The organism is Agromyces sp. GL_144 (genome assembly GCF_057834305.1).
Window position 1 is genome coordinate 1,985,981 of the sequence record NZ_CM174399.1, and the last position, 20,017, is coordinate 2,005,997.

The following is a 20,017-nucleotide window of genomic DNA, read 5'->3' on the forward strand; positions in this document are numbered from 1 at the left end:
TCATCGTAGTACACGCGGCGCGGGGGTTCGTGCAGCGGTGCGGGTCAGCGCATGGCCGCGATCGATCGGATCGTGTTGCGCGCGAGCCGCAGCTGCCGCTCGTACGTCGCGGCGAGCACCACGAGCAGCACGCCGGCGATGCCGAGCCACAGCCACCACCAGACGGCCTCGTACACGACCGTGATCGCCGGCCAGAGTTGCACGATCGCGTGGATCAGCAGCACCGCACCGCCGAGCACGAACGGGGCCTGCAGCCGCCGCTGGGCGCCGACGACGAGGGTCGCGAGCGACGCGATGCCGAGCGCGACGATGCGCCACAGCTGCGGATCGGTGAAGTCGGCGCCGAGCGGCGGCAGCAGGAGCACGGTGATGCCGGCGCCGAGGGCCGGCCAGCTTCCGACGGGCTTGCGCGCCATGGCGATGGCCCCCACCGCGATCAGGGCGAGGCCGATCGGTGCCGTGATCACGTCGGCCGGATCGACGTTGCCGCTGACGAGGGCGAAGAGGCCGCTGAACACGAGGACGCCGCGTGTCGTCCACCCGAAGACGGGCCCGGCGAACGGGGGAGTGCGCGTCGCGGCGCCCGCCACGACGGCGGCACCGAGCAGGATGAGGAGTGCGGCGGTGCGCAGCGTGGCGGCGTCGTCGGCCATGATCGCGGCGACGGTGGGAACCGCGCCGAGGACGACGGATGCCGCGGCCAGCCATTCGGCCAGCACCGTGGGTCGGGACGAGGTGCGCGCCCACGCGACCGCCATCGCGAGCCAGCCGAGGAGGCCGAGCACGGGCCAGAACTCGACCGGTAGGGGACTGTCGGCGCCGGCCGCGACGGCGGTGCCGCGGACCACGGCCGCCGCCGACATCGCGGTCCAGCCGGTGATCGCGGCGAGCAGGCGTGCGGGAACGCCGCGACTGCCCTCGGGGAGGAACATGGCGGCGAGCATCACGACGGCGCCGCCGCCGACGAGCACGAGCGTGCGCACCTCGGATGCCGCGGTCGAACCGACGCTCGGCAGCACGGCGATCGCCGCGGCCGACGCGAAGAGTGCGGTGCGACCGCGCGAGGTCGACGCTTCGGCAGCGGGCCGACGCCGCCACGTGATGAGGGCGCCGCACGCAGCCAGCAGTGCCGCGAGCGGAAGGGTGTACGCCTCGACCGTGTCGACGCCGTCGCCCGCGAGCCACGAATACAGCGAGGCGATCGCGAGGACGGCGCTGATCCACGACAGGTGCCGGGTCGGTGCATCGCCCGCGACCGGATCGCCGACGATCGAGGTCAGCACGATCGGCACGGGAACGAGGATGGCGAGGATCAACCACGACTCGCCGGGCGTGAACGCCACGGCCGAGAGTGCGATGCCGCCGAGCAGCACGACCGCGGCGATCCAGGCGATGACGGCCCCGTCGGGCCGAGGCCGCGCAAGCACATGCGCGAGCGCGGCCATGACGAGCGCGACGCCCGCCAGCACGTATCCGAGCGCGTCGGCATCGAGCAGCGAGACCGTGGCGGTGCCGGCCGCCATGCCGGTCGCGAGCGGTACGAGGGCGGCGAAGGTCACGCGGAGCGGGTGCGGCGCAGACCGCCGGAGCCAGAGCGCTCCCGCCACGGCGAGCGCGGCCGACGCGAGCCACGTCCAGCCGGTGTCGGCGGGGTGCAGGGGGAGCGCGAACACCCCGAGGAGCGCGGCGAGCAGCATCGGCACCACGAACGCGACGCGGTCGTGCGCGGACGCGACGCGCGTGAGCGCCGCGAGACCGACGAACACCGCTGCGCCGGTGCCCAGGCAGGTCCAGGCGGTGGCGACGGGCTCGGCGAGCGCGACGCCCAGCGCATCGAGCCACGGCACGAACACGCCGATCGTCGTCGCGGCGAGTACGCCGATCGCGGTCGAGTGCACGAGCCCGATCGGGTGGCCGGGCGTCTCGCCCCAGATGCGGGCCGCCAGGACGCGCCCGCCGACCAGAGCGAGGAGGGCGACGGCCGAAGTCCACGGCCAGATCCCGGGGTCGGCGAATCCGACGACCCAGCCCACTGCGGCGCCCGAGACGCCGACGGCCGCGAGCACGATCTTCACCGCGACATCCGGGCCGCCGGGCATGGGGACGAACGCGGCGAACGCCAGTGCGCCGACGCCCAGACCGAGCAGGATCACCGCCGACCAGATGTCGCTCGGGACGATCACGCCGAGGAACAGCACCGAGACACCGAGCGCGGCCAGGGGTACGGCACGCAGCGACGCGAGTCGTCCGATGAGGAGCAGCACGGCTGCCGCACCGACGGCGACGATCGCCGGCACGAGCGCCGCCCCCGCCTGCAGCGTCGTCGCGACGGGCACGGACTCGCCCGCCCCGCCGGCCCATGGGGGGATGCTGCCCGCCATGCGCGCGGCGACGGAGCCGATGCCGATCACGGCGCCGACTCCCGCGGTCAGTGCGGCCACCACCAGTGCTGCCCCGAGCGCCCATGACGCCCATGGGCGCCGCGGTGCCCGCCGTCCGGCGAAGGCGGCCAGGACGACGGCGGCGAGCCCGGTCGCGGCCGGCGCGGCCCAGATCGCGACCTCGAAGTCGAGCTCGGTGAACATCGACACGCCCGGCGCGAGCGCGAGCGCCAGTCCGGCCGCGGCGGCCGCGGTGAGCGACCAGGCGACCTGCGGCAGGCGACGGCCGACGACGCAGGCGATCGCCCAGGCGGCGGCACTCCCGATAAACGCCCACAGTTGGTGCCATTCGAGGCTCACCAGGGCCAGCGGCGCAGCGAAGAGCGCCAGCGCGCCGCCGAGGTATCCGGAGGCGACGACGACCGTTCGTTCCGGCGAGCGCGGAGCCAGGGCGGCCAGCGAGCCGACGACGGATGCCGCGAGCCCGCCGATCCAGACGGCGGTGCCGGGTTCGCCGGCCGGAGCCGCGCCGATGCCGAGCAGGAAGACGGCGACGGGCACGAGGCCGGCCGCGGCGTACCCGGCGACGCGGATGCCGCTGACCGCACGGGTTCCGGCCAGCAGGGCCGCCACGACGAGGAAGGCACCGCCGGTGTAGCTCGCGCCGTCGACGAGGTCGGAGGCGAACAGCCCGTTGGCGCGGACGATCCAGACGTCGAGGAGCAGCAGCACGACGGCGACGGATGCCACGCCCTCGGCCGTGCCCGGAAGCCGGCGCCTGCGCAGCAGCCAGGCCACGCCGAGCACGAGCACGCTCGCCAGCGCGATGATGACCGAGCGCACCTCGAGGCTCGCGACGAGGTACGCCACGAAGAGGAAGACGATCGCGGCGACCGAGATGAGCACGACGCCGAGCGTCAGCAGGAACACCTGCACCCCGGAACGGCGTGGTCCCGCAGCGGCCGTGGCCTCTGCGGCCCCGTCGACGGCGGGCTGGGAGGTGGCGAACGCGGGGGCGGACGCGAGCGGGGCCGCGGGCACGGCCGGCGGGGTCGGCACGACCGGTTCGGCGGGCAGGAGCGGTGCCGCCGGAGCAGCAGCAGGCCCGACCGGTGCCGCCGGAGCCGAGGCTGTCGCCGCTGCGGCGGGCGTCGCAGGCGCGACCCAGGTGCTCGGAGCAGGCGCTTGCGCGGCGGCGGGCGTCGCCTGCGCGGGTGTCGTGGGTGCGGCGGCCGCCGCCTGCGCCGCGTACATGCGCCGGATCAGGTCGGAGCGGCGCACCCCCTCGTCGTGGATGCGCCGACCGCTCGCCAGCAGTTCGGCGGCCTCGGGCACGGCGAGGTCGAGGCCGCACACGGCGCATCGGGCCGAGGTGAGCGGCGACAGGCAGGACGGGCACGACGTCGTGTCGACGAACCGTGCCGGGTCCGCGGGCCAGCGGGGAAGATCCGCCGGCACGCCGGCTGGGTGGTCGCTCATGCCACCACCTTGGCAGCAGCCGGCCACGACCACGGGCAACCGTCCACAGGCGCGTCGCGACCGGCTCGAGGCATCCGCCGCTCGTCTCGCATCGACTGCGCAGAAACCGCCCGCGGCCGTGCAGTAGACTTTCCGGGGTCAACCCCGCGCACACGCCGTCTTCGGCATGCCCGCGCGTGGTGACTGACGAGTTGAGTCAGCGACTCGGGGCGTAGCTCAGCTTGGCTAGAGCGCCCGCTTTGGGAGCGGGAGGTCGCAGGTTCGAATCCTGTCGCCCCGACGGGTCGTGAGACTCGACACGAACTTCCACCAAACAGGAGATCTTCACATGCCGACCACTTCGGTTGAGAAGCTGAGCCCCACTCGCGCCAAGCTCACCATCTCGGTGACGCCCGAGGAGCTGAAGCCCAGCATCGCCCACGCGTACGAGCACATCGCCGAGCAGGTCAACGTGCCCGGCTTCCGCAAGGGCAAGGTGCCGCCGCCCATCATCGACCAGCGCGTCGGCAAGGGTGCCGTGCTCGAGCACGCCGTCAACGAGGGTCTCGACGGCTTCTTCCGCGCCGCGGTCACCGAGCACGAGCTGCGCCCCCTCGGCCGTCCAGAGGCCGACATCGTCGAGTGGCCCAGCGACAAGGACTTCTCGGGCGACCTGCTGCTCGCCATCGAGGTCGACGTGCGCCCCGACATCGAGCTTCCCGCCTACGAGGGCCTCGAGCTCACCGTCGACTCGGTCGAGGTCGGCGAAGACGAGGTCACCGAAGAGCTCGAGCGCCTGCGCACGCGCTTCGGCACGCTCGTCACGGTCGACCGGCCGGCTGCCAAGGGCGACTTCGTGACGCTCGACCTGGTCGCCACCATCGAGGGCGTCGAGGTCGACACCGCCAACGGCATCTCCTACGAGCTCGGTTCGGGCGAGCTGCTCGAGGGCATCGACGAGGCGCTCGACTCGCTCACCGCGGGCGAGACCACGACCTTCGCGTCGAAGCTCCTCGGCGGCGAGCACGAGGGCCAGACCGCCGAGATCACCGTCACGGTCGGCGCCGTCAAGGAGCGCGAGCTCCCCGAGGCCGACGACGACTTCGCGCAGATCGCCAGCGAGTTCGACACGCTCGAGGAGCTCACCGCGAGCCTCACCGAGCAGGTCGCCCGCACCAAGTCGTTCGGTCAGGGCTCGCAGGCCCGCGACCTGCTCGTCGAGAAGCTCCTCGAGCTCGTCGAGGTGCCGGTCGCCGACGCCGTCATCGAAGACGAGGTGCACCGTCACCTCGAGGGCGAGAACCGCCTCGAAGACGACGAGCACCGCGCCGAGGTCACCGAGGCGAGCACCAAGGCCTTCCAGACGCAGATCGTGCTCGACGCGATCGCCGAGGCCGAGCAGGTCAAGGTCAGCCAGGAGGAGCTCTCGCAGTACCTCGTGCAGGGCGCCGCGCAGTACGGCATGGACCCGAACGAGTTCGTGCAGATCCTGAGCCAGCAGGGTCAGATCCCCGCCATGGTCGGCGAGGTCGCGCGCAACAAGGCGCTCGCGATCGCGCTCGGCAAGGCCAAGGTGACGGATGCCTCGGGCAACGCCGTCGACCTCTCCGAGTTCACCGCCGTGGTCGGCGACGACGAGGCCGAGGAGGCGCCCGCCGCTGAGACCGCTGCCGAAGAGGCTCCGGCCGAGGCCGCCGCCGATGAGGCCGAGGCGCCCGCTGAAGAGAAGAAGCCGGCTCGCAAGCGCGCGCCGAAGAAGGCCGACGCCGAGTAGGACCGGCGAACGCAGCCGCGCAGGGCCGGACGGGAAACCGTCCGGCCCTGCGTCGTCCCACCGGCACGAGGACTCCGCGCGGGAGGCAGACGAGAGGAACGCACATGGACGACTGGGAACGACGCATCGGCGAGGTCTGGGAGCAGGCATCGGGCTCGATGGCCGATGACGAGGTCATCGAACGCATCGATGCGATCGCCGCGGAACGCGGCGCGAACGATGCACGCGCGGAATACGAACGTGCGGGAGCACGTGACTCCGCAGGGCGCCCCGACGAGGCGGTGCCGCTCTACGAGCGCGCCCTGCAGCTCGGGCTCGACGACGAGCACCGACCGCAGGCCGTGATCCAGCTCGCCAGCAGCATCCGCAACCTCGGTGAGCACGACCGGGCGCTCCGCATGCTCGAAGCCGAGCTCCGCGATCACGCCGACGCACCCTACCGCGACGAGGTCGCCGCGTTCCTCGCACTCGCCCTCACGAGCTGCGGACATGCCGAGCGCGCGGCATCCGTCGCCCTGCTCGCGCTGGCGCCCCACCTTCGCAGGTACACCAGGTCGGTGACGAACTACGCGCGCGAGCTGACGGCCTGACGCGTCGCGAACCTGGCGCGAGCTGACCGCCTGACGCGTCGCGAACCTGGCGCGGGGTCGGCGCCGATCCGCTGTGGGCGAACCCGGCGCGACGCGGCATCCGCCGAGGGCGAACAGCCCCGTTCGCGCGTGTTGCACCGGATAGATTCGACACAACGCGACAACGCAGAAGGAGCGACACATGGCCGAAGCGACACCCGGCACCGGAGTTTTCGATCGACTGCTGAAGGACCGCATCATCTGGCTCGGTTCCGAGGTGCGTGACGAGAACGCCAACGAGATCGCGGCGAAGCTGCTGCTGCTCGCCGCCGAAGACCCGAAGAAAGACATCTACCTCTACGTCAACTCGCCCGGCGGCTCGATCACGGCCGGCATGGCCATCTACGACACCATGCAGTTCGTGCCGAACGACATCGTGACCGTCGGCATCGGCATGGCGGCCTCGATGGGCCAGCTGCTGCTCACGGCCGGCACCAAGGGCAAGCGCTACATCACGCCCAACGCCCGGGTGCTCCTGCACCAGCCGCACGGCGGCTTCGGCGGCACGGCGAGCGACATCCAGACCCAGGCGCAGCTCATCGTCTCGATGAAGAACCGCCTCGCCGAGATCACGGCCGCGCAGACGGGCAAGTCGGTCGAGCAGATCAACGCCGACGGCGACCGCGACCGCTGGTTCACGGCGCAGGAGGCGCTCGAGTACGGCTTCGTCGACCACATCCGCGAATCCGCGCTCGACGTCGCCGGCGGCGGCGGAACCCAGGCGTAGGCACCCGAGAGAAGAGAGAACGAGCGAATGTCAGTACCCAACTTCGGTGGCCCCGCGTTCGGTGGCACCGCCTTCAGCGGCGTGCAGGCTCCCGGATCGCGCTACATCCTGCCGAGCTTCGAAGAGCGCACGGCCTACGGCTACAAGCGCCAGGACCCCTACGCGAAGCTGTTCGAGGACCGCATCATCTTCCTCGGCGTGCAGGTCGACGACGCGTCGGCCGACGACATCATGGCCCAGCTCCTGGTGCTCGAGTCGATGGACCCCGACCGCGACATCATCATGTACATCAACTCGCCCGGCGGCTCGTTCACGGCCATGACGGCGATCTACGACACGATGCAGTACATCCGCCCCGAGGTCATGACGGTCGTGCTCGGTCAGGCGGCCTCGGCTGCGGCGGTGCTCGCTGCGGCCGGCACGCCCGGCAAGCGCCTGGCGCTGCCCAACGCCCGCGTGCTGATCCACCAGCCCGCGATGGGCGAGGCCGGTCACGGCCAGGCCTCCGACATCGAGATCCAGGCCGCCGAGATCCTGCGCATGCGCTCGTGGCTCGAGTCGACGCTCTCGCGTCACTCGAACCGCACGCCAGAGCAGGTCAACCTCGACATCGATCGCGACAAGATCCTGTCGGCGCAGGAGGCGCTCGAGTACGGACTCATCGACCAGGTGCTTACCTCGCGCAAGACCCTCCCGGCGATCACGAGCTGACCGCGCGCAACATCTGACGGATGCCTCGGCGACGCGCCGGGGCATCCGTCATGTCCGGGCCCATCCCGGGCCGGCGCATGAAACCGGCTCGCGCGTTCGCCCGGCGCGAACCGGCTCGCCGACCGATCCGGGCGAGTCTGGCCGTCGCGCGCCGATCTCGGGCTAGGCTCGGAACAGACTCGTCGACAGGGAGGGTTCGATGGCACGCATCGGGGAGAGCGCCGATCTGCTCAAGTGCTCGTTCTGCGGAAAGAGCCAGAAGCAGGTCCAGCAGCTCATCGCCGGACCCGGCGTCTACATCTGCGATGAGTGCGTCGAGCTCTGCAACGAGATCATCGAGGAGCGACTCGCCGAGGCGGGCGAGACGCCGACGGGCGAGTTCGAGCTTCCGAAGCCGAAAGAGATCTTCGCCTTCCTCGAGGAATACGTCATCGGGCAGGAGGGCGCCAAGAAGGCCCTCGCCGTCGCGGTCTACAACCACTACAAGCGCGTGCGCGCCAGGGCCACGCTCACGACGGCCGATCGGGCGCACGACGACGTCGAGATCGCCAAGTCGAACATCCTGCTCATCGGCCCCACGGGCTGCGGCAAGACCTATCTCGCGCAGACGCTCGCGAAGCAGCTGAACGTGCCGTTCGCGGTGGCCGACGCGACCGCGCTCACCGAGGCGGGCTACGTCGGCGAAGACGTCGAGAACATCCTCCTCAAGCTGATCCAGGCCGCCGACTACGACGTGAAGCGTGCCGAGACCGGCATCATCTACATCGACGAGGTCGACAAGATCGCGCGCAAGGCCGAGAATCCGTCGATCACCCGTGACGTGTCGGGCGAAGGCGTGCAGCAGGCGCTGCTGAAGATCCTCGAAGGCACCGTGGCCTCCGTACCGCCGCAGGGCGGGCGCAAGCACCCGCACCAGGAGTTCATCCAGATCGACACCACGAACGTGCTGTTCATCGTCGCGGGCGCGTTCTCCGGGCTCGAGAGCATCATCTCCTCGCGTGCAGGCAAGCGCGGCATCGGCTTCGGCGCGCCGTTGCACAACAAAGAGAGCGACGCGCAGCTCTTCAGCGAGGTGCTCCCCGAAGACCTGCACAAGTTCGGCCTGATCCCCGAGTTCATCGGTCGCCTGCCCGTCGTCGCGACGGTCACGCCGCTCGACCGCGAAGCGCTCATGGAGATTCTCACGGTGCCGAAGAACGCACTCGTGCGGCAGTACCAGCGCATGTTCGAACTCGACGGCGTCGAGCTCGACTTCGAGGAGGCGGCGCTGCAGGCGATCGCCGATCTCGCGGTCCTCCGGCAGACGGGTGCTCGCGGCCTGCGCGCGATCATGGAAGAAGTGCTCGGACCGATCATGTTCGAGGTGCCCTCCTCCACCGGCGTCGCACGGGTCGTGGTCACCAAGGCCGCAGTCCTCGACAACGCCGCCCCGACGATCGTTCCGCACGCCAAGTCGCGCCGCGCCGAGAAGTCCGCCTAACCGCGCACGGCCATCTTCCACACGGTCGTCGCGGGCGTCATCGCCGCAATCACGGGGTTCGCGAGTTCGTTCGCGCTGGTCATCGCCGGCTTCGCCGCGGTCGGGGCGAGCGATGCGCAGGCCGCGTCAGGGCTCTTCGCGCTCTGCCTCGCGACGGGCGTCACCTGCATCGCGCTGCCCATCGCCCTGCGCATCCCGGTCTCGTTCGCCTGGTCCACGCCGGGAGCCGCACTGCTCGTCTCCGCCGCGGCCACGACCCAGCAGTTCGGTGCGGCCGTCGGGGCCTTCCTCGTCTGCGGCGCGCTCATCGTGATCGCGGGCCTCTGGCCGGCGTTCGGACGCCTCATCACGTCGATCCCCAAGCCGATCGCGGGGGCGATGCTCGCCGGCATCCTCTTCCCGATCTGCATCGCACCGGTGACGGCGGCCGTCGAACAGCCGGCGATCGCGATCCCGATGGTGCTCGTGTGGCTGCTCCTCGCCAGACTGGCGCCGCGCTGGGCGGTGCCGGCCGCGATGGCGGTCGCGGTGGTCGGCATCGCGATCCTCGCGGGTCCGGCCGTGCTCGAGACATCCGCCGTGCTGCCGTCGCTCGAGTTCGTGTCGCCCGTCTTCGACCCTGCCGTGATCGTGGGCCTCGGCCTGCCGCTCTTCGTCGTCACGATGGCCGGACAGAACGTGCCCGGCTTCGCCGTCATGAAGACGTTCGGCTACGACATGCCGCCGCGGCCGGTGCTCGTCACCTCTGGTCTCGCCACCGTCGCATCGGCCGCGTTCGGCGGACACGCGATCAACCTCGCGGCCATCACCGCGGCGATCATGGCCGGTCCCGAGGCGAACCCCGATCCGAAGCGCAGGTGGGTCGCGACGGTGTCGGCCGGCGCCTCGTACCTGGTGCTCGGCGTCGGCGCGGGCCTCGCGGCGGCGATCGTGCACGCCTCGCCGCCGATCATCATCACCGCGGTGGCCGGCCTGGCCCTGCTCGGTGCGCTCGTCACGTCGGTCACGAGCGCTCTTGAAGAGTCGTCATCGCGCATCCCCGCGATCAGCACGTTCCTCGTGACGGCGTCGGGCGTCGCCGTCGTGGGCATCGGCTCGGCGTTCTGGGGACTCGTCGTCGGGGGAGTGATGCTCGCCTGGTTGCGTACGCGCGCAGTCTCGTCGCAAGCGCGATGAGCGGATGGCGCGACGCGGCCTCTCGAGAATTCGGGAGGTCGTGGCACCGGAACGACCGAGCCTCAGGCCAGGTCGTCGTCGGTGCGTGCGCCGAAGACGATCTCGTCCCAGCTCGGCATGGACGCCCGGCCCTTCTTGGACGCGCGGTTGGACGCGTTCGAGCCGGAGGAGGCCTTTCCGCCCCAGAGCGATCTTGATGGGCTCGACGATCGTTCGTCCCGGCCGGCCTCGTCGTCGGGCTCGGGCGCGACGTCATCGAGGGGCTCGGGCAGCGTCAACTCGGGCTGCTCTGTCTCACCGGCCGAGGCCTCTCGCTCACCACGACGCCGACGCAGCGCCTCGAGCAGGTCTGCGGTCTCGCCCATGGCCTGAGCCGGCTCGTCGGCGCGCTTGATCGCGGCACGGGAGACGGCCGGGCTCGACACCGCCGGCGTCGAACGGGCGTAGGGGAGCGGCTCGAGGTGCGGTGCCGTATCGGCGACCGCGTCGGTCGGCTCCTCGAAGGTGAAGGCGCCGCTGTCGAATCTGGACTCCTCGGAGCCGGGGCCGACGGCGCGAAGGCGCGGCATCAGCCCGCCCTTGAGTTCGCCCTGCTGCGAGAGGGTCGTGGCCTCGGAGTTGAGCGGCTGCAGCGACTGCTTGCGCGGTTCGAATCCCCAGCGCGCGTCGTGGTCGATGGCGTCGGCGGTGAACTCGAGCTTGACGACCCAGCCGCGCTCCTCGTCCTTCCAGCTCGCCCAGCGCTCACCCTCGGCGCCCAGCTTGGCGAGGCGGTCGCGGATCGCCAGGCCGAAGGTCACCGGCTCATCTCCGTCGGTCTCGATCACGGCGTGCACGGGCACGGCCAGCGCGCTGGTGACGACGTGTTCACGCTCGGCGACGACGGGGCCCTCGAACCGGCGTACGTAGTCGACCGATGCACCGGTCACCTGCGCGACGTCTTCGGAGGAGAGTCCGGATCGGATGAGCGCCTGGATCTCGCGTGGCGAGGGTTTCGGGCCGGTGTGCACGTCGGGCTGCGCCTGACGGATGCGGGACTGCAGCACCTCGTCGATCTCGATCCGGAATCGCGCGCCATCGTCGGATGCGGCCAGCAGTGCGCCGTTCTCGACTCCGATTACTTTGAGTTCCTGCATCTCGACAAGCCCTTCCGTGCTTCTGTCTCCGCCCAAGGATGCCATGCCGGCCGCGCCGACTCTGGGAATACTCCGGGCGCGCCGCAAGTTGAGAGGGGCAAATGGTAGACCAGCCTGAATGGTTTGCCAATGGCTGCGTTTTGATGCAGACTATGGCCGCCGAATCTTCGGCGCTGACGAAATGGATGGGAATGGCAACGGATTACGACGCACCACGGAAGACCGAGGACGACTCCGAGTCGATCGAGGCCCTCAAGGAGCGCGTGCCCGACAAGATGTCGGGTGTTGTGGATGTCGAAGACGCCGACAACCCCGGTGGGTTCGACCTGCCCGGTGCCGACCTCTCGGACGTCGAACTCGACGTCGTCGTGCTGCCCCCGCAGGCTGACGAATTCACGTGTGTGAACTGCTTCCTCGTGAAGCACCGTTCGCAGATCGACCACGAGTCCAAGCTCGGGCCGATCTGCCTGGAGTGCGCCGCCTAACCGGCGTCCTCCCCGAGCTCAGGCCGTCGCGATCCATTGATCGCGGCGGCCAATTCGTTCGCCCGGCGGCTCGAGACGAGCCAGTAGGGAACGGGGTCGGTCTCGTCGACGATCGGAATCCGCACGACGGGCTTCACCCAGCCGCGGATCACGAGGTACGCGCGGGCATCCAGGCGCACCCCGGTCTCGGCGCGCGCGTCGGCCTCGAACGCGGCCGTGGCATGCCCGGTGTGCTCGACGGCGATCTCGGCGCGCCCCGCGCGCAGCATCCCGTCGGCGATCTCGATCGTCGGCGACGTCATGGTCAGGGCACCGGCCGTCGCCCCGTAGAGGATCACGCCGGTCACGATGCCCGCGGGCAGCGAGACCGGGGCCAGGGTGAGGATGCTGGCCGGGATCAGCAGCAGGGGAGCGATGTAGATCCACGCACTGGGCCACAGGCGTTCACGGTAGTCGGGCATGGCTCTATTCGATCAGACTTCTGCACTACCCTCGAACGGTGACCGATTCCGTCGAGGTGCTCATCACCGCTGACCGCGTCCCCTCGTACGCCCATGCCGGCGACGCCGGGGCTGATCTCCATGCCGCCGAGCCGGTGGTGCTCGGGCCGGGCGAGCGGGCGACCGTCGCCACGGGTGTCGCGATCGCGCTGCCCGACGGGTACGTGGGCTTCGTCGTGCCCCGGTCCGGCCTCGCGTTCAAGCACGGCATCACGATCGTGAACGCACCGGGCACGGTCGACGCGGGCTACCGAGGCGAGATCAAGGTCGCGTTGCTGAACACCGACTCGAGCGAGTCGTACACGATCGAGGCGGGCGATCGCATCGCGCAGCTCGTGGTCATGCCGGTGAGCCGTGCGCGGTTCATCGAAGTCGAGCGGCTCCCCGGGAGCCAGCGCGGCGAGGGGGGATTCGGCTCCACCGGTTTCGGTGAGCACAAGTCAGGAGTGAACGCGTGAGCGATATCGAGAACATCGACGAGGTCCCCGTCGACCAGCCGAAGTCGGCCCCCGAGGACCGCGCCGAGGCGGGCCCGTTCGACGAGTCGGAGGCGAACCCGGTTCGCCCCTACGTCGATCTCGGAGGCGTCAAGGTGCTTCCCCGCGAAGGGCTGCACGTGCGGCTCGAGGTCGAGGAGGGCACCAAGCGCGTGGTGGCGATCGGCCTCGACTACGCCAATTCGACGCTGCAGGTGCAGCCGTTCGCCGCACCGCGCAAGAGCGGGCTCTGGCACGAGATCCGCGCGCAGATCGCCGATCAGATCGCACGCCAGGGCGGCACCACCACGGTTCGCGACGGTGCCTTCGGTCCCGAGGTGCTCGCCCAGATCCCCGTCGCGGCCGCCGAGGGGCAGACCGGACACCAGCGCCTCGCGCGCTTCATCGGAGTCGACGGGCCGCGATGGTTCCTCCGCGGCGTCATCGCCGGCGAGGCCGCGGTCGATCCCGCAGCGGCGGCGAAGATCGAAGACCTGTTCCGCTCGATCGTCGTAGTGCGCGGCACCACGCCGATGCCTCCGCGCGACCTCATCCCGCTGCGCATGCCGACGGCCTCGGCCGGTTCGCCCACCGCGTGAGCATGACCGAGTCCCAGCAGCCGCGCGATGAGCGCGACGAGCGAGCGGATGCCTCGGACGCCGCAACGCCGCCTTCCGGCGACTTCGCCCGGCAGTTCGCCGAGGCGGCCGAGAAGAGCGGACTCGGAGCGCTCGCCCGCGACGAGAAGCTGAGCGGGCGCGACCTGCTCCTCGCCGTGGGCGGCATCCGCGGCGTGCTCGAGGCCCTTCTCCCGGGTCTGGTCTTCCTCGTGGCCTACGCGATGCTCACCAGCGTCGCCGCATGGCCGACGCAGGAGGCGCTCGTCCCCGCACTCGCGGCATCCGTCGGTCTCGCGGTGGTCTTCACGGTCGTCCGCATCGCGACCAAGGGCCGGCCGACGCAGGCCATCGCCGGACTCATCGGCGTCATCGCGTCCGCGGCCCTGTCGCTGTGGTCGGGCGATGCCCGCGACAACTACGTGCTCGGGTTCTTCACCAACGCCGCGTACGCGCTCGCGCTGTTCGTGTCGATGCTCGTGCGGTGGCCGGTCATCGGCGTGATCGTCGGGTTCCTCATGGGCGACGGCACGGCGTGGCGAGCCGACCGACGCAAGATGCGCGTCGCGCAGTTCCTCACCCTCGTGTGGATCGGACTCTTCGCTGCGCGCCTGCTCGTGCAGGTTCCGCTGTACCTCGTCGACAACGTGGCCGCGCTCGGTGTCTCGCGCCTGCTGATGGGCGTGCCGCTCTACGCCCTCGTGCTCGTCTTCACCTGGCTGGTCGTGCGAGCGGTGTATCCGTCTTCGGAGCGATCCTCCGAGTGATAGAGTTATCTCGATGTCGAGATAAATTTCGCGGTCCCGCGGAGCCCGTCCGACATCGGGGCGCTTAGGTAACCCTTGCTGGATCAGTCCTGCGTCCAACGGTGAAGATGGAGTGTTGCGCGTGCGTTCGCGCGGCACCCGCGAAGGAGAGGACATCGTGTCTGCAGTGAACAGTTTTGGGGCGAAGGACACGCTCCGAGTCGGCGACACCTCGTATGAGATCTATCGGCTGGACACGGTTCCCGGCCACGAGAAGCTCCCGTTCAGCCTGAAGGTGCTGCTCGAGAACCTGCTCCGCACCGAAGACGGCGCGAACGTCACGAAGCAGCAGATCGAGGCGCTCGGCTCGTGGGTTCCCACGGCCGACCCCGACACCGAGATCCAGTTCACGCCTGCCCGCGTGGTCATGCAGGACTTCACCGGCGTGCCCTGCATCGTCGACCTCGCCACCATGCGCGAGGCCGTCGTCGCCCTCGGCGGCGACCCGAACAAGATCAACCCGCTCTCGCCGGCAGAGATGGTCATCGACCACTCGGTCATCGCCGATCTCTTCGGCACCGAGAACGCGCTCGAGCGCAACGTCGAGATCGAGTACGAGCGCAACGGCGAGCGGTACCAGTTCCTCCGCTGGGGCCAGACGGCCTTCGACGACTTCAAGGTCGTCCCGCCGGGCACCGGCATCGTGCACCAGGTCAACATCGAGCACCTCGCCAAGGTCATCTACGACCGCACCGTCGACGGCGTGCTCCGCGCATACCCCGACACCTGCGTCGGCACCGACTCGCACACGACCATGGTCAACGGCCTCGGCGTGCTCGGCTGGGGCGTCGGCGGCATCGAGGCCGAGGCGGCCATGCTCGGCCAGCCCGTGTCGATGCTCATCCCCAAGGTCGTCGGCTTCAAGCTCTCGGGTGCCATCCCCACCGGCGTCACCGCGACCGACGTCGTGCTGACCATCACCGACATGCTCCGCAAGCACGGCGTGGTCGGCAAGTTCGTCGAGTTCTACGGCGAGGGCGTGGCATCCGTGCCGCTGGCGAACCGCGCGACCATCGGCAACATGAGCCCCGAGTTCGGCTCGACCGCCGCGATGTTCCCGATCGACGACGTCACCATCGACTACCTGCGCCTCACCGGCCGCAGCGAGCAGCAGCTCGCGCTCGTCGAGGCGTACGCGAAGGTCCAGAAGCTCTGGCACGACGCCGACAACGAGCCGGTCTTCAGCGAGTACATGGAGCTCGACCTCTCCACGGTCGTCCCCTCGATCGCGGGTCCGAAGCGCCCCCAGGACCGCATCGAGCTCTCCGAGTCGAAGTCGGCGTTCGAGAGCGCCCTGCTCGACTACGCGACCGTCGAGCACGACCTCGTCGACCTCGAGGGCTCCGAGTCCTTCCCGGCGTCCGACGCGCCGGGCAATTCGCCCGAAGACGAGTACTCGCACCACCTGCACACGCACCGCAGCCACGCGCCCGCGACGGCGTCGAAGCCGACGGATGTCACGCTGGCCTCCGGCGAGAACTTCGTGCTCGACCACGGTGCGGTCGCGATCGCGGCCATCACCTCGTGCACCAACACGTCCAACCCCTCGGTCATGCTCGCTGCAGGACTGCTCGCCCGCAACGCGGCGAAGAAGGGCCTCAAGGCCAAGCCGTGGGTCAAGACCACGCTGGCGCCGGGCTCGAAGGTCGTCACCGACTACTACGAGAAGGCCGGTCTCACCTCCGACCTCGAGGCGCTCGGCTTCTACACGGTCGGCTACGGCTGCACGACCTGCATCGGCAACTCCGGCCCGCTGCTCGACGAGATCTCTGCCGCGGTCAACGACTCCGACCTCGCGGTCACCGCGGTGCTCTCGGGCAACCGCAACTTCGAGGGTCGAATCAACCCCGACGTGAAGATGAACTACCTCGCGAGCCCGCCGCTCGTGATCGCGTACGCCCTCGCCGGGTCGATGAACTTCGACTTCGAGGTCGATGCCCTCGGCACCGACCACGACGGCAACGAGGTCTTCCTGAAAGACATCTGGCCCGACGCCGCCGAGGTGCAGAACACGATCGACACCTCGATCAACACCGACATGTTCGTCACGCAGTACGCGAGCGTGTTCGAGGGCGATGAGCGCTGGCGGGGGCTCGACACGCCCACCGGCTCCACGTTCGAGTGGAACGAGGCGTCGACCTACGTGCGCAAGCCCCCGTACTTCGACGGCATGACGATGGAGACGACCCCGGTCACCGACATCGTCGCGGCCCGCGTGCTCGCCAAGCTCGGCGACTCGGTCACGACCGACCACATCTCGCCTGCCGGCAACATCAAGGCCGACAGCCCTGCCGGCCGGTACCTGGCCGAGCACGGGGTCGAGCGCAAGGACTTCAACTCCTACGGCTCGCGTCGTGGCAACCACGAGGTCATGATCCGCGGCACGTTCGCGAACATCCGCCTGAAGAACCAGCTTCTCGACGGCGTCGAGGGCGGCTACACGCGCGACTTCACGCAGGCCGACGCCCCGCAGTCGTTCATCTACGATGCCAGCCAGAACTATCAGGCTCAGGGCACTCCGCTCGTGATCTTCGGTGGCAAGGAGTACGGCTCCGGCTCGTCGCGCGACTGGGCCGCGAAGGGCACCAGCCTCCTCGGGGTCAAGGCCGTCATCACCGAGAGCTTCGAGCGCATCCACCGCTCGAACCTCATCGGCATGGGCGTCGTGCCGCTGCAGTTCCCGGCCGGCGAGAGCTGGGCGTCGCTCGGTCTCGACGGAACCGAGGTCGTCTCGATCTCGGGTCTCGAGGCACTGAACGACGGCGTCACGCCGAAGACCGTGCGCGTGGTGGCCGCGCCCAGCGAGCACTCGCCCGAGGGCAAGGCGACCGTCGAGTTCGACGCCGTCGTGCGCATCGACACGCCGGGTGAGGCCGACTACTACCGCAACGGCGGCATCCTGCAGTACGTGCTGCGCTCGCTCGTCTGAGCGAACCCGTCCTGAACGCCCGCTCGCTCGATCCGGATCCGTCCGGTCGGCGGGCGGGCGTTCCGCGTCGTCCGGAGCGCCGACACGGGCCGCGGTCGGCACGGCGGTGCAAGGGCGCAGCCGTGCGAGGGTGCAACGGCGTGGTGAGAATCCTGCGGCCGCAGCCGAATTCAGCGGGACTGGCGCTTCTTGTACGGCAACGGCTGCCCCTTGACCTTCGGCGCGCGTCCCTTGCCCTTGGACGCCTTCGCCTTGCCGCCGGTGTTGACCTTCGATGGTGCGTTCGCCGCCTCGGCCGCGGCGATCTCGGCCCGTGCGGTGACGAGGAACCGTTGCCCGTCTGCGGTGACCTCGACCTGATCGGCTGTGCGCACGAGGAGCGGCGCTCCTACGGCGGCCTCGACCGCATCGAGCGATTCCCGAAGGGTCGCCCTGGACACGCCGAGCGCCGTCGCGGCACGGCCGAGGTGGCGTTCCGATGCGACGGCGACGAAATGGCGAAGCTGGGTGATCTCCATGGACGGCCTCTCTCCGGCCGCTCGTGAAGCGGCTCTTCTACAGTACGTGGCTCGGGCCGATCCTTCGACGACGTGCGACAGGAACGGCATGGTCGCGCCGTGCTCAACCCGATCAGCGGGGCCCGGCAACCGGGCAGGTCGAGTCCGACCGCGTAGAATGGCGTGATGTTCCGGCCGCCCCGAGGCATGGACGAAAGGTGGTCTCGATGTCCCTTCTGGAGTCGATCGGAGGTCCCCGCGACCTCGACGCGCTCTCGAAGGAGCAGCTCGAGCAACTGGCGGTCGAGGTCCGAGAACACCTCGTGCGCAACGTGGCGAAGACCGGCGGGCATCTCGGGCCGAACCTCGGCGTCGTCGAGTTGACGATCGCGATGCACCGGGTGTTCGACTCGCCGAGGGACGCGATCGTCTTCGACACCGGCCACCAGTCGTACGTGCACAAGCTCCTCACCGGCCGGCAGGACTTCTCGACGCTGCGTCAGCAGGGCGGGCTGGCCGGCTACCCGCAGCGCTCGGAGTCCGAGCACGACATCGTCGAGAGCTCCCACGCCTCGAGTTCGCTGTCGTGGGCCGACGGCATCTCCAGGGCCTTCTCGATGACGGGCCAGGGCGACCGCACCGTCGTCGCCGTGGTCGGCGACGGCGCGCTCACGGGCGGCATGACCTGGGAGGCGCTCAACAACATCAGCGACGACAACAACCGTCGCCTCATCATCGTCGTCAACGACAACGGCCGCTCCTACGCGCCGACGATCGGCGGCATGGCCCGGTTCCTGAACGGCGTGCGCACACGCCGCAGCTATCGCAGCCTCTACCTGACCAGCAGGCGCGCCTTCGACAAGCTGGGCAGCCCCGGGCGCGCGATCTATCGCGGCATCCGCGGCGGAACGCACGGCTTCCTGGCGCGTTTCTCGAACAACGAGGCGCTGTACTCCAATCTCGACATCAAGTACATCGGCCCGGTGCACGGGCACGACGTGTCGGCGATGATCGAGGCGCTCGAGCAGGCGAAGAACTATGGTGCGCCCGTCATCGTGCACGCGATCACCGAGAAGGGCCGCGGTTACGAGCCGGCTCTGAAGGACGTCGCCGATCAGTTCCATGCCGTCGGCCAGATCGACCCGGAGACGGGGGAGTCTCTCGAGTCGAGCGGTGCCGCGAGTTGGACGAGCGTCTTCGGCGACAGGCTCGTCGAGTTGGCCGCCGAGAACGAGCGCATCGTCGGCATCACCGCGGCGATGCTCCGCCCCACGGGCCTGCACAAGATGGCCGAGCGTTTCCCCGACCGCGTCATCGACGTCGGCATCGCCGAACAGCACGCCGCGACCTCCGCGGCCGGGCTCGCCTTCGGCGGCATGCATCCGGTGGTCGCCATCTACGCCACATTCATCAACCGGGCATTCGACCAGGTGCTCATGGACGTCGCGCTGCACAAGGCCGGCGTGACCTTCGTGCTCGACCGCGCCGGCGTGACCGGTCCCGACGGGCCGAGCCACCACGGTGTCTGGGATCTCGCGATCCTGCAGGTCGTCCCCGGCATCAGGCTCGCGGCACCACGCGACTCGGCCCGGCTCGAGGAGGAGCTCGCCGAGGCCGTGGCCGTCGATGACGGCCCTACGGCGATCCGGTTCCCGAAGGGCAGCGTCGGCCGGTTCTACGACGCCGTGCGGCGCACCGAAGACGGGGTCGACGTCCTGCACGAGGGTCAGGGAAAGGACGTCCTCATCGTGACCGTCGGGCCGATGGCCGGCACCGGGCTCGAGGTCGCCGAGCGACTCGCAGCTCAGGGCATCGGTGCGACCGTCGTCGACCCCCGCTGGGTCGTCCCCGTCCCGCAGAGCGTCGTGGCCATGGCGGCCGAGCACCGGCTCGTGGTGTGCATCGAAGACGGCATCAGGGTGGGTGGCATCGGCACGCGCATCCGGCAAGACCTCCGCGAGGCGAACGTCGACACGGCGGTCACCGAGGTCGGTCTGCCAGACGAGTTCCTCGACCACGCCTCGCGCGCGCAGATCCTCGAGCGCACGCGTCTCACGGCGCAGGACATCGCCCACGATGTCACGGGCATGGTGCTCGGTTCGAAGCTGCCGCACGCCCGCGGTGTCTCCAGTGACACCGGCTCGACGGCGATCGTCGCCGGCGGCGATCGCTGAGGGCGCACCGACGAACGAAGGGCTGGATCCGCACGCGGATCCAGCCCTTCGCCCATCTGTC

At 70.0% G+C, this 20,017-nt stretch carries 16 protein-coding genes and 1 tRNA gene; 13 read left to right on the forward strand and 4 right to left on the reverse strand.

Annotated elements, in window-relative coordinates; translation table 11 throughout:
• Positions 1 to 44: 44 nt before the first annotated feature.
• Positions 45 to 3,860, reverse strand: coding sequence for an SCO7613 C-terminal domain-containing membrane protein (locus tag AC3IPY_RS08935; RefSeq protein ID WP_489188099.1), 3,816 nt, complete (start codon positions 3,858 to 3,860; stop codon positions 45 to 47).
• Between the two features lie 205 nt (positions 3,861 to 4,065).
• Here AC3IPY_RS08935 and AC3IPY_RS08940 point away from each other — a divergent pair.
• The 7 genes from AC3IPY_RS08940 to AC3IPY_RS08970 all read left to right on the forward strand — a co-directional run bounded on the left by AC3IPY_RS08940 (position 4,066) and on the right by AC3IPY_RS08970 (position 10,336).
• Positions 4,066 to 4,140 (forward strand) — tRNA-Pro (locus AC3IPY_RS08940).
• A gap of 48 nt (positions 4,141 to 4,188) precedes the next feature.
• Positions 4,189 to 5,613: a trigger factor gene (gene tig / locus AC3IPY_RS08945; RefSeq protein WP_489188100.1), complete on the forward strand. Its 1,425-nt coding sequence runs from the start codon at positions 4,189 to 4,191 to the stop codon at positions 5,611 to 5,613.
• Positions 5,614 to 5,717: 104 nt separating this feature from the next.
• Positions 5,718 to 6,203 (forward strand): tetratricopeptide repeat protein, encoded by a 486-nt coding sequence (locus AC3IPY_RS08950; RefSeq protein WP_489188101.1) that lies wholly within the window; start codon positions 5,718 to 5,720, stop codon positions 6,201 to 6,203.
• Between the two features lie 181 nt (positions 6,204 to 6,384).
• A complete protein-coding gene (locus tag AC3IPY_RS08955; RefSeq protein WP_092965396.1) occupies positions 6,385 to 6,969 on the forward strand; it encodes an ATP-dependent Clp protease proteolytic subunit in 585 nt (194 codons plus the stop codon).
• A 27-nt stretch (positions 6,970 to 6,996) separates the two neighbouring features.
• A complete protein-coding gene (locus AC3IPY_RS08960) occupies positions 6,997 to 7,680 on the forward strand; it encodes an ATP-dependent Clp protease proteolytic subunit (RefSeq protein ID WP_489188102.1) in 684 nt (227 codons plus the stop codon).
• A 199-nt stretch (positions 7,681 to 7,879) separates the two neighbouring features.
• Entirely contained in the window at positions 7,880 to 9,160 is a 1,281-nt protein-coding gene (gene clpX / locus AC3IPY_RS08965) for an ATP-dependent Clp protease ATP-binding subunit ClpX (protein ID WP_489188103.1), read from the forward strand.
• 75 nt (positions 9,161 to 9,235) lie between these two features.
• The gene (locus AC3IPY_RS08970; protein WP_489188289.1) at positions 9,236 to 10,336 is read left to right on the forward strand and encodes a benzoate/H(+) symporter BenE family transporter; all 1,101 of its coding nucleotides are present in this window, start codon (positions 9,236 to 9,238) and stop codon (positions 10,334 to 10,336) included.
• Between the two features lie 62 nt (positions 10,337 to 10,398).
• On the opposite strand, the gene sepH is transcribed toward AC3IPY_RS08970, so the two are convergent.
• A complete protein-coding gene (gene sepH, locus AC3IPY_RS08975; protein WP_489188290.1) occupies positions 10,399 to 11,472 on the reverse strand; it encodes a septation protein SepH in 1,074 nt (357 codons plus the stop codon).
• A 191-nt stretch (positions 11,473 to 11,663) separates the two neighbouring features.
• Between sepH and AC3IPY_RS08980 the strand changes: the two genes are divergently transcribed.
• The gene (locus tag AC3IPY_RS08980) at positions 11,664 to 11,957 is read left to right on the forward strand and encodes a DUF4193 domain-containing protein (RefSeq protein ID WP_092965404.1); all 294 of its coding nucleotides are present in this window, start codon (positions 11,664 to 11,666) and stop codon (positions 11,955 to 11,957) included.
• Here the strand turns inward: AC3IPY_RS08980 and AC3IPY_RS08985 are convergent.
• The gene (locus AC3IPY_RS08985) at positions 11,954 to 12,418 is read right to left on the reverse strand and encodes a DUF3093 domain-containing protein (protein WP_489188104.1); all 465 of its coding nucleotides are present in this window, start codon (positions 12,416 to 12,418) and stop codon (positions 11,954 to 11,956) included. The genes AC3IPY_RS08980 and AC3IPY_RS08985 overlap by 4 nt on opposite strands.
• 38 nt (positions 12,419 to 12,456) lie before the next feature.
• Here AC3IPY_RS08985 and dut point away from each other — a divergent pair, with 38 nt between their 5' ends.
• The 4 genes from dut to acnA all read left to right on the forward strand — a co-directional run bounded on the left by dut (position 12,457) and on the right by acnA (position 17,285).
• The gene (dut, locus tag AC3IPY_RS08990) at positions 12,457 to 12,915 is read left to right on the forward strand and encodes a dUTP diphosphatase (protein ID WP_489188105.1); all 459 of its coding nucleotides are present in this window, start codon (positions 12,457 to 12,459) and stop codon (positions 12,913 to 12,915) included.
• Positions 12,912 to 13,532 (forward strand): DUF3710 domain-containing protein, encoded by a 621-nt coding sequence (locus AC3IPY_RS08995; RefSeq protein ID WP_489188106.1) that lies wholly within the window; start codon positions 12,912 to 12,914, stop codon positions 13,530 to 13,532. Before dut ends, AC3IPY_RS08995 begins: the two co-directional genes overlap by 4 nt.
• Before the next feature lie 2 nt (positions 13,533 to 13,534).
• A complete protein-coding gene (locus AC3IPY_RS09000) occupies positions 13,535 to 14,317 on the forward strand; it encodes a DUF3159 domain-containing protein (protein WP_489188107.1) in 783 nt (260 codons plus the stop codon).
• Between the two features lie 157 nt (positions 14,318 to 14,474).
• On the forward strand, positions 14,475 to 17,285 hold the full coding sequence (gene acnA, locus AC3IPY_RS09005; RefSeq protein WP_489188108.1) for an aconitate hydratase AcnA: 2,811 nt from the start codon (positions 14,475 to 14,477) through the stop codon (positions 17,283 to 17,285).
• Positions 17,286 to 17,455: 170 nt separating this feature from the next.
• On the opposite strand, the gene AC3IPY_RS09010 is transcribed toward acnA, so the two are convergent.
• Positions 17,456 to 17,803 carry a LysR family transcriptional regulator gene (locus AC3IPY_RS09010; RefSeq protein ID WP_489188109.1) on the reverse strand — a complete coding sequence of 116 codons (348 nt, stop codon included), beginning with the start codon at positions 17,801 to 17,803 and terminating at the stop codon, positions 17,456 to 17,458.
• Positions 17,804 to 18,009: 206 nt separating this feature from the next.
• On the opposite strand from AC3IPY_RS09010, the gene dxs reads away from it, so the two are divergent.
• Complete coding sequence (gene dxs / locus AC3IPY_RS09015) at positions 18,010 to 19,956, forward strand: 1-deoxy-D-xylulose-5-phosphate synthase (protein WP_489188110.1); 1,947 nt, start codon at positions 18,010 to 18,012, stop codon at positions 19,954 to 19,956.
• Positions 19,957 to 20,017 lie beyond the last annotated feature (61 nt).

What these genes read in the sequence shown, in the direction of transcription:
- AC3IPY_RS08935 (WP_489188099.1), bottom strand. Translation starts at nt 3,860, where the DNA reads ATGAGCGACCACCCAGCCGGCGTGCCGGCGGATCTTCCCCGCTGGCCC.
- tig (WP_489188100.1), top strand. Translation starts at nt 4,189, where the DNA reads ATGCCGACCACTTCGGTTGAGAAGCTGAGCCCCACTCGCGCCAAGCTC.
- AC3IPY_RS08950 (WP_489188101.1), top strand. Translation starts at nt 5,718, where the DNA reads ATGGACGACTGGGAACGACGCATCGGCGAGGTCTGGGAGCAGGCATCG.
- AC3IPY_RS08955 (WP_092965396.1), top strand. Translation starts at nt 6,385, where the DNA reads ATGGCCGAAGCGACACCCGGCACCGGAGTTTTCGATCGACTGCTGAAG.
- AC3IPY_RS08960 (WP_489188102.1), top strand. Translation starts at nt 6,997, where the DNA reads ATGTCAGTACCCAACTTCGGTGGCCCCGCGTTCGGTGGCACCGCCTTC.
- clpX (WP_489188103.1), top strand. Translation starts at nt 7,880, where the DNA reads ATGGCACGCATCGGGGAGAGCGCCGATCTGCTCAAGTGCTCGTTCTGC.
- sepH (WP_489188290.1), bottom strand. Translation starts at nt 11,472, where the DNA reads ATGCAGGAACTCAAAGTAATCGGAGTCGAGAACGGCGCACTGCTGGCC.
- AC3IPY_RS08980 (WP_092965404.1), top strand. Translation starts at nt 11,664, where the DNA reads ATGGCAACGGATTACGACGCACCACGGAAGACCGAGGACGACTCCGAG.
- AC3IPY_RS08985 (WP_489188104.1), bottom strand. Translation starts at nt 12,418, where the DNA reads ATGCCCGACTACCGTGAACGCCTGTGGCCCAGTGCGTGGATCTACATC.
- AC3IPY_RS09000 (WP_489188107.1), top strand. Translation starts at nt 13,535, where the DNA reads ATGACCGAGTCCCAGCAGCCGCGCGATGAGCGCGACGAGCGAGCGGAT.
- AC3IPY_RS09010 (WP_489188109.1), bottom strand. Translation starts at nt 17,803, where the DNA reads ATGGAGATCACCCAGCTTCGCCATTTCGTCGCCGTCGCATCGGAACGC.
- dxs (WP_489188110.1), top strand. Translation starts at nt 18,010, where the DNA reads ATGTCCCTTCTGGAGTCGATCGGAGGTCCCCGCGACCTCGACGCGCTC.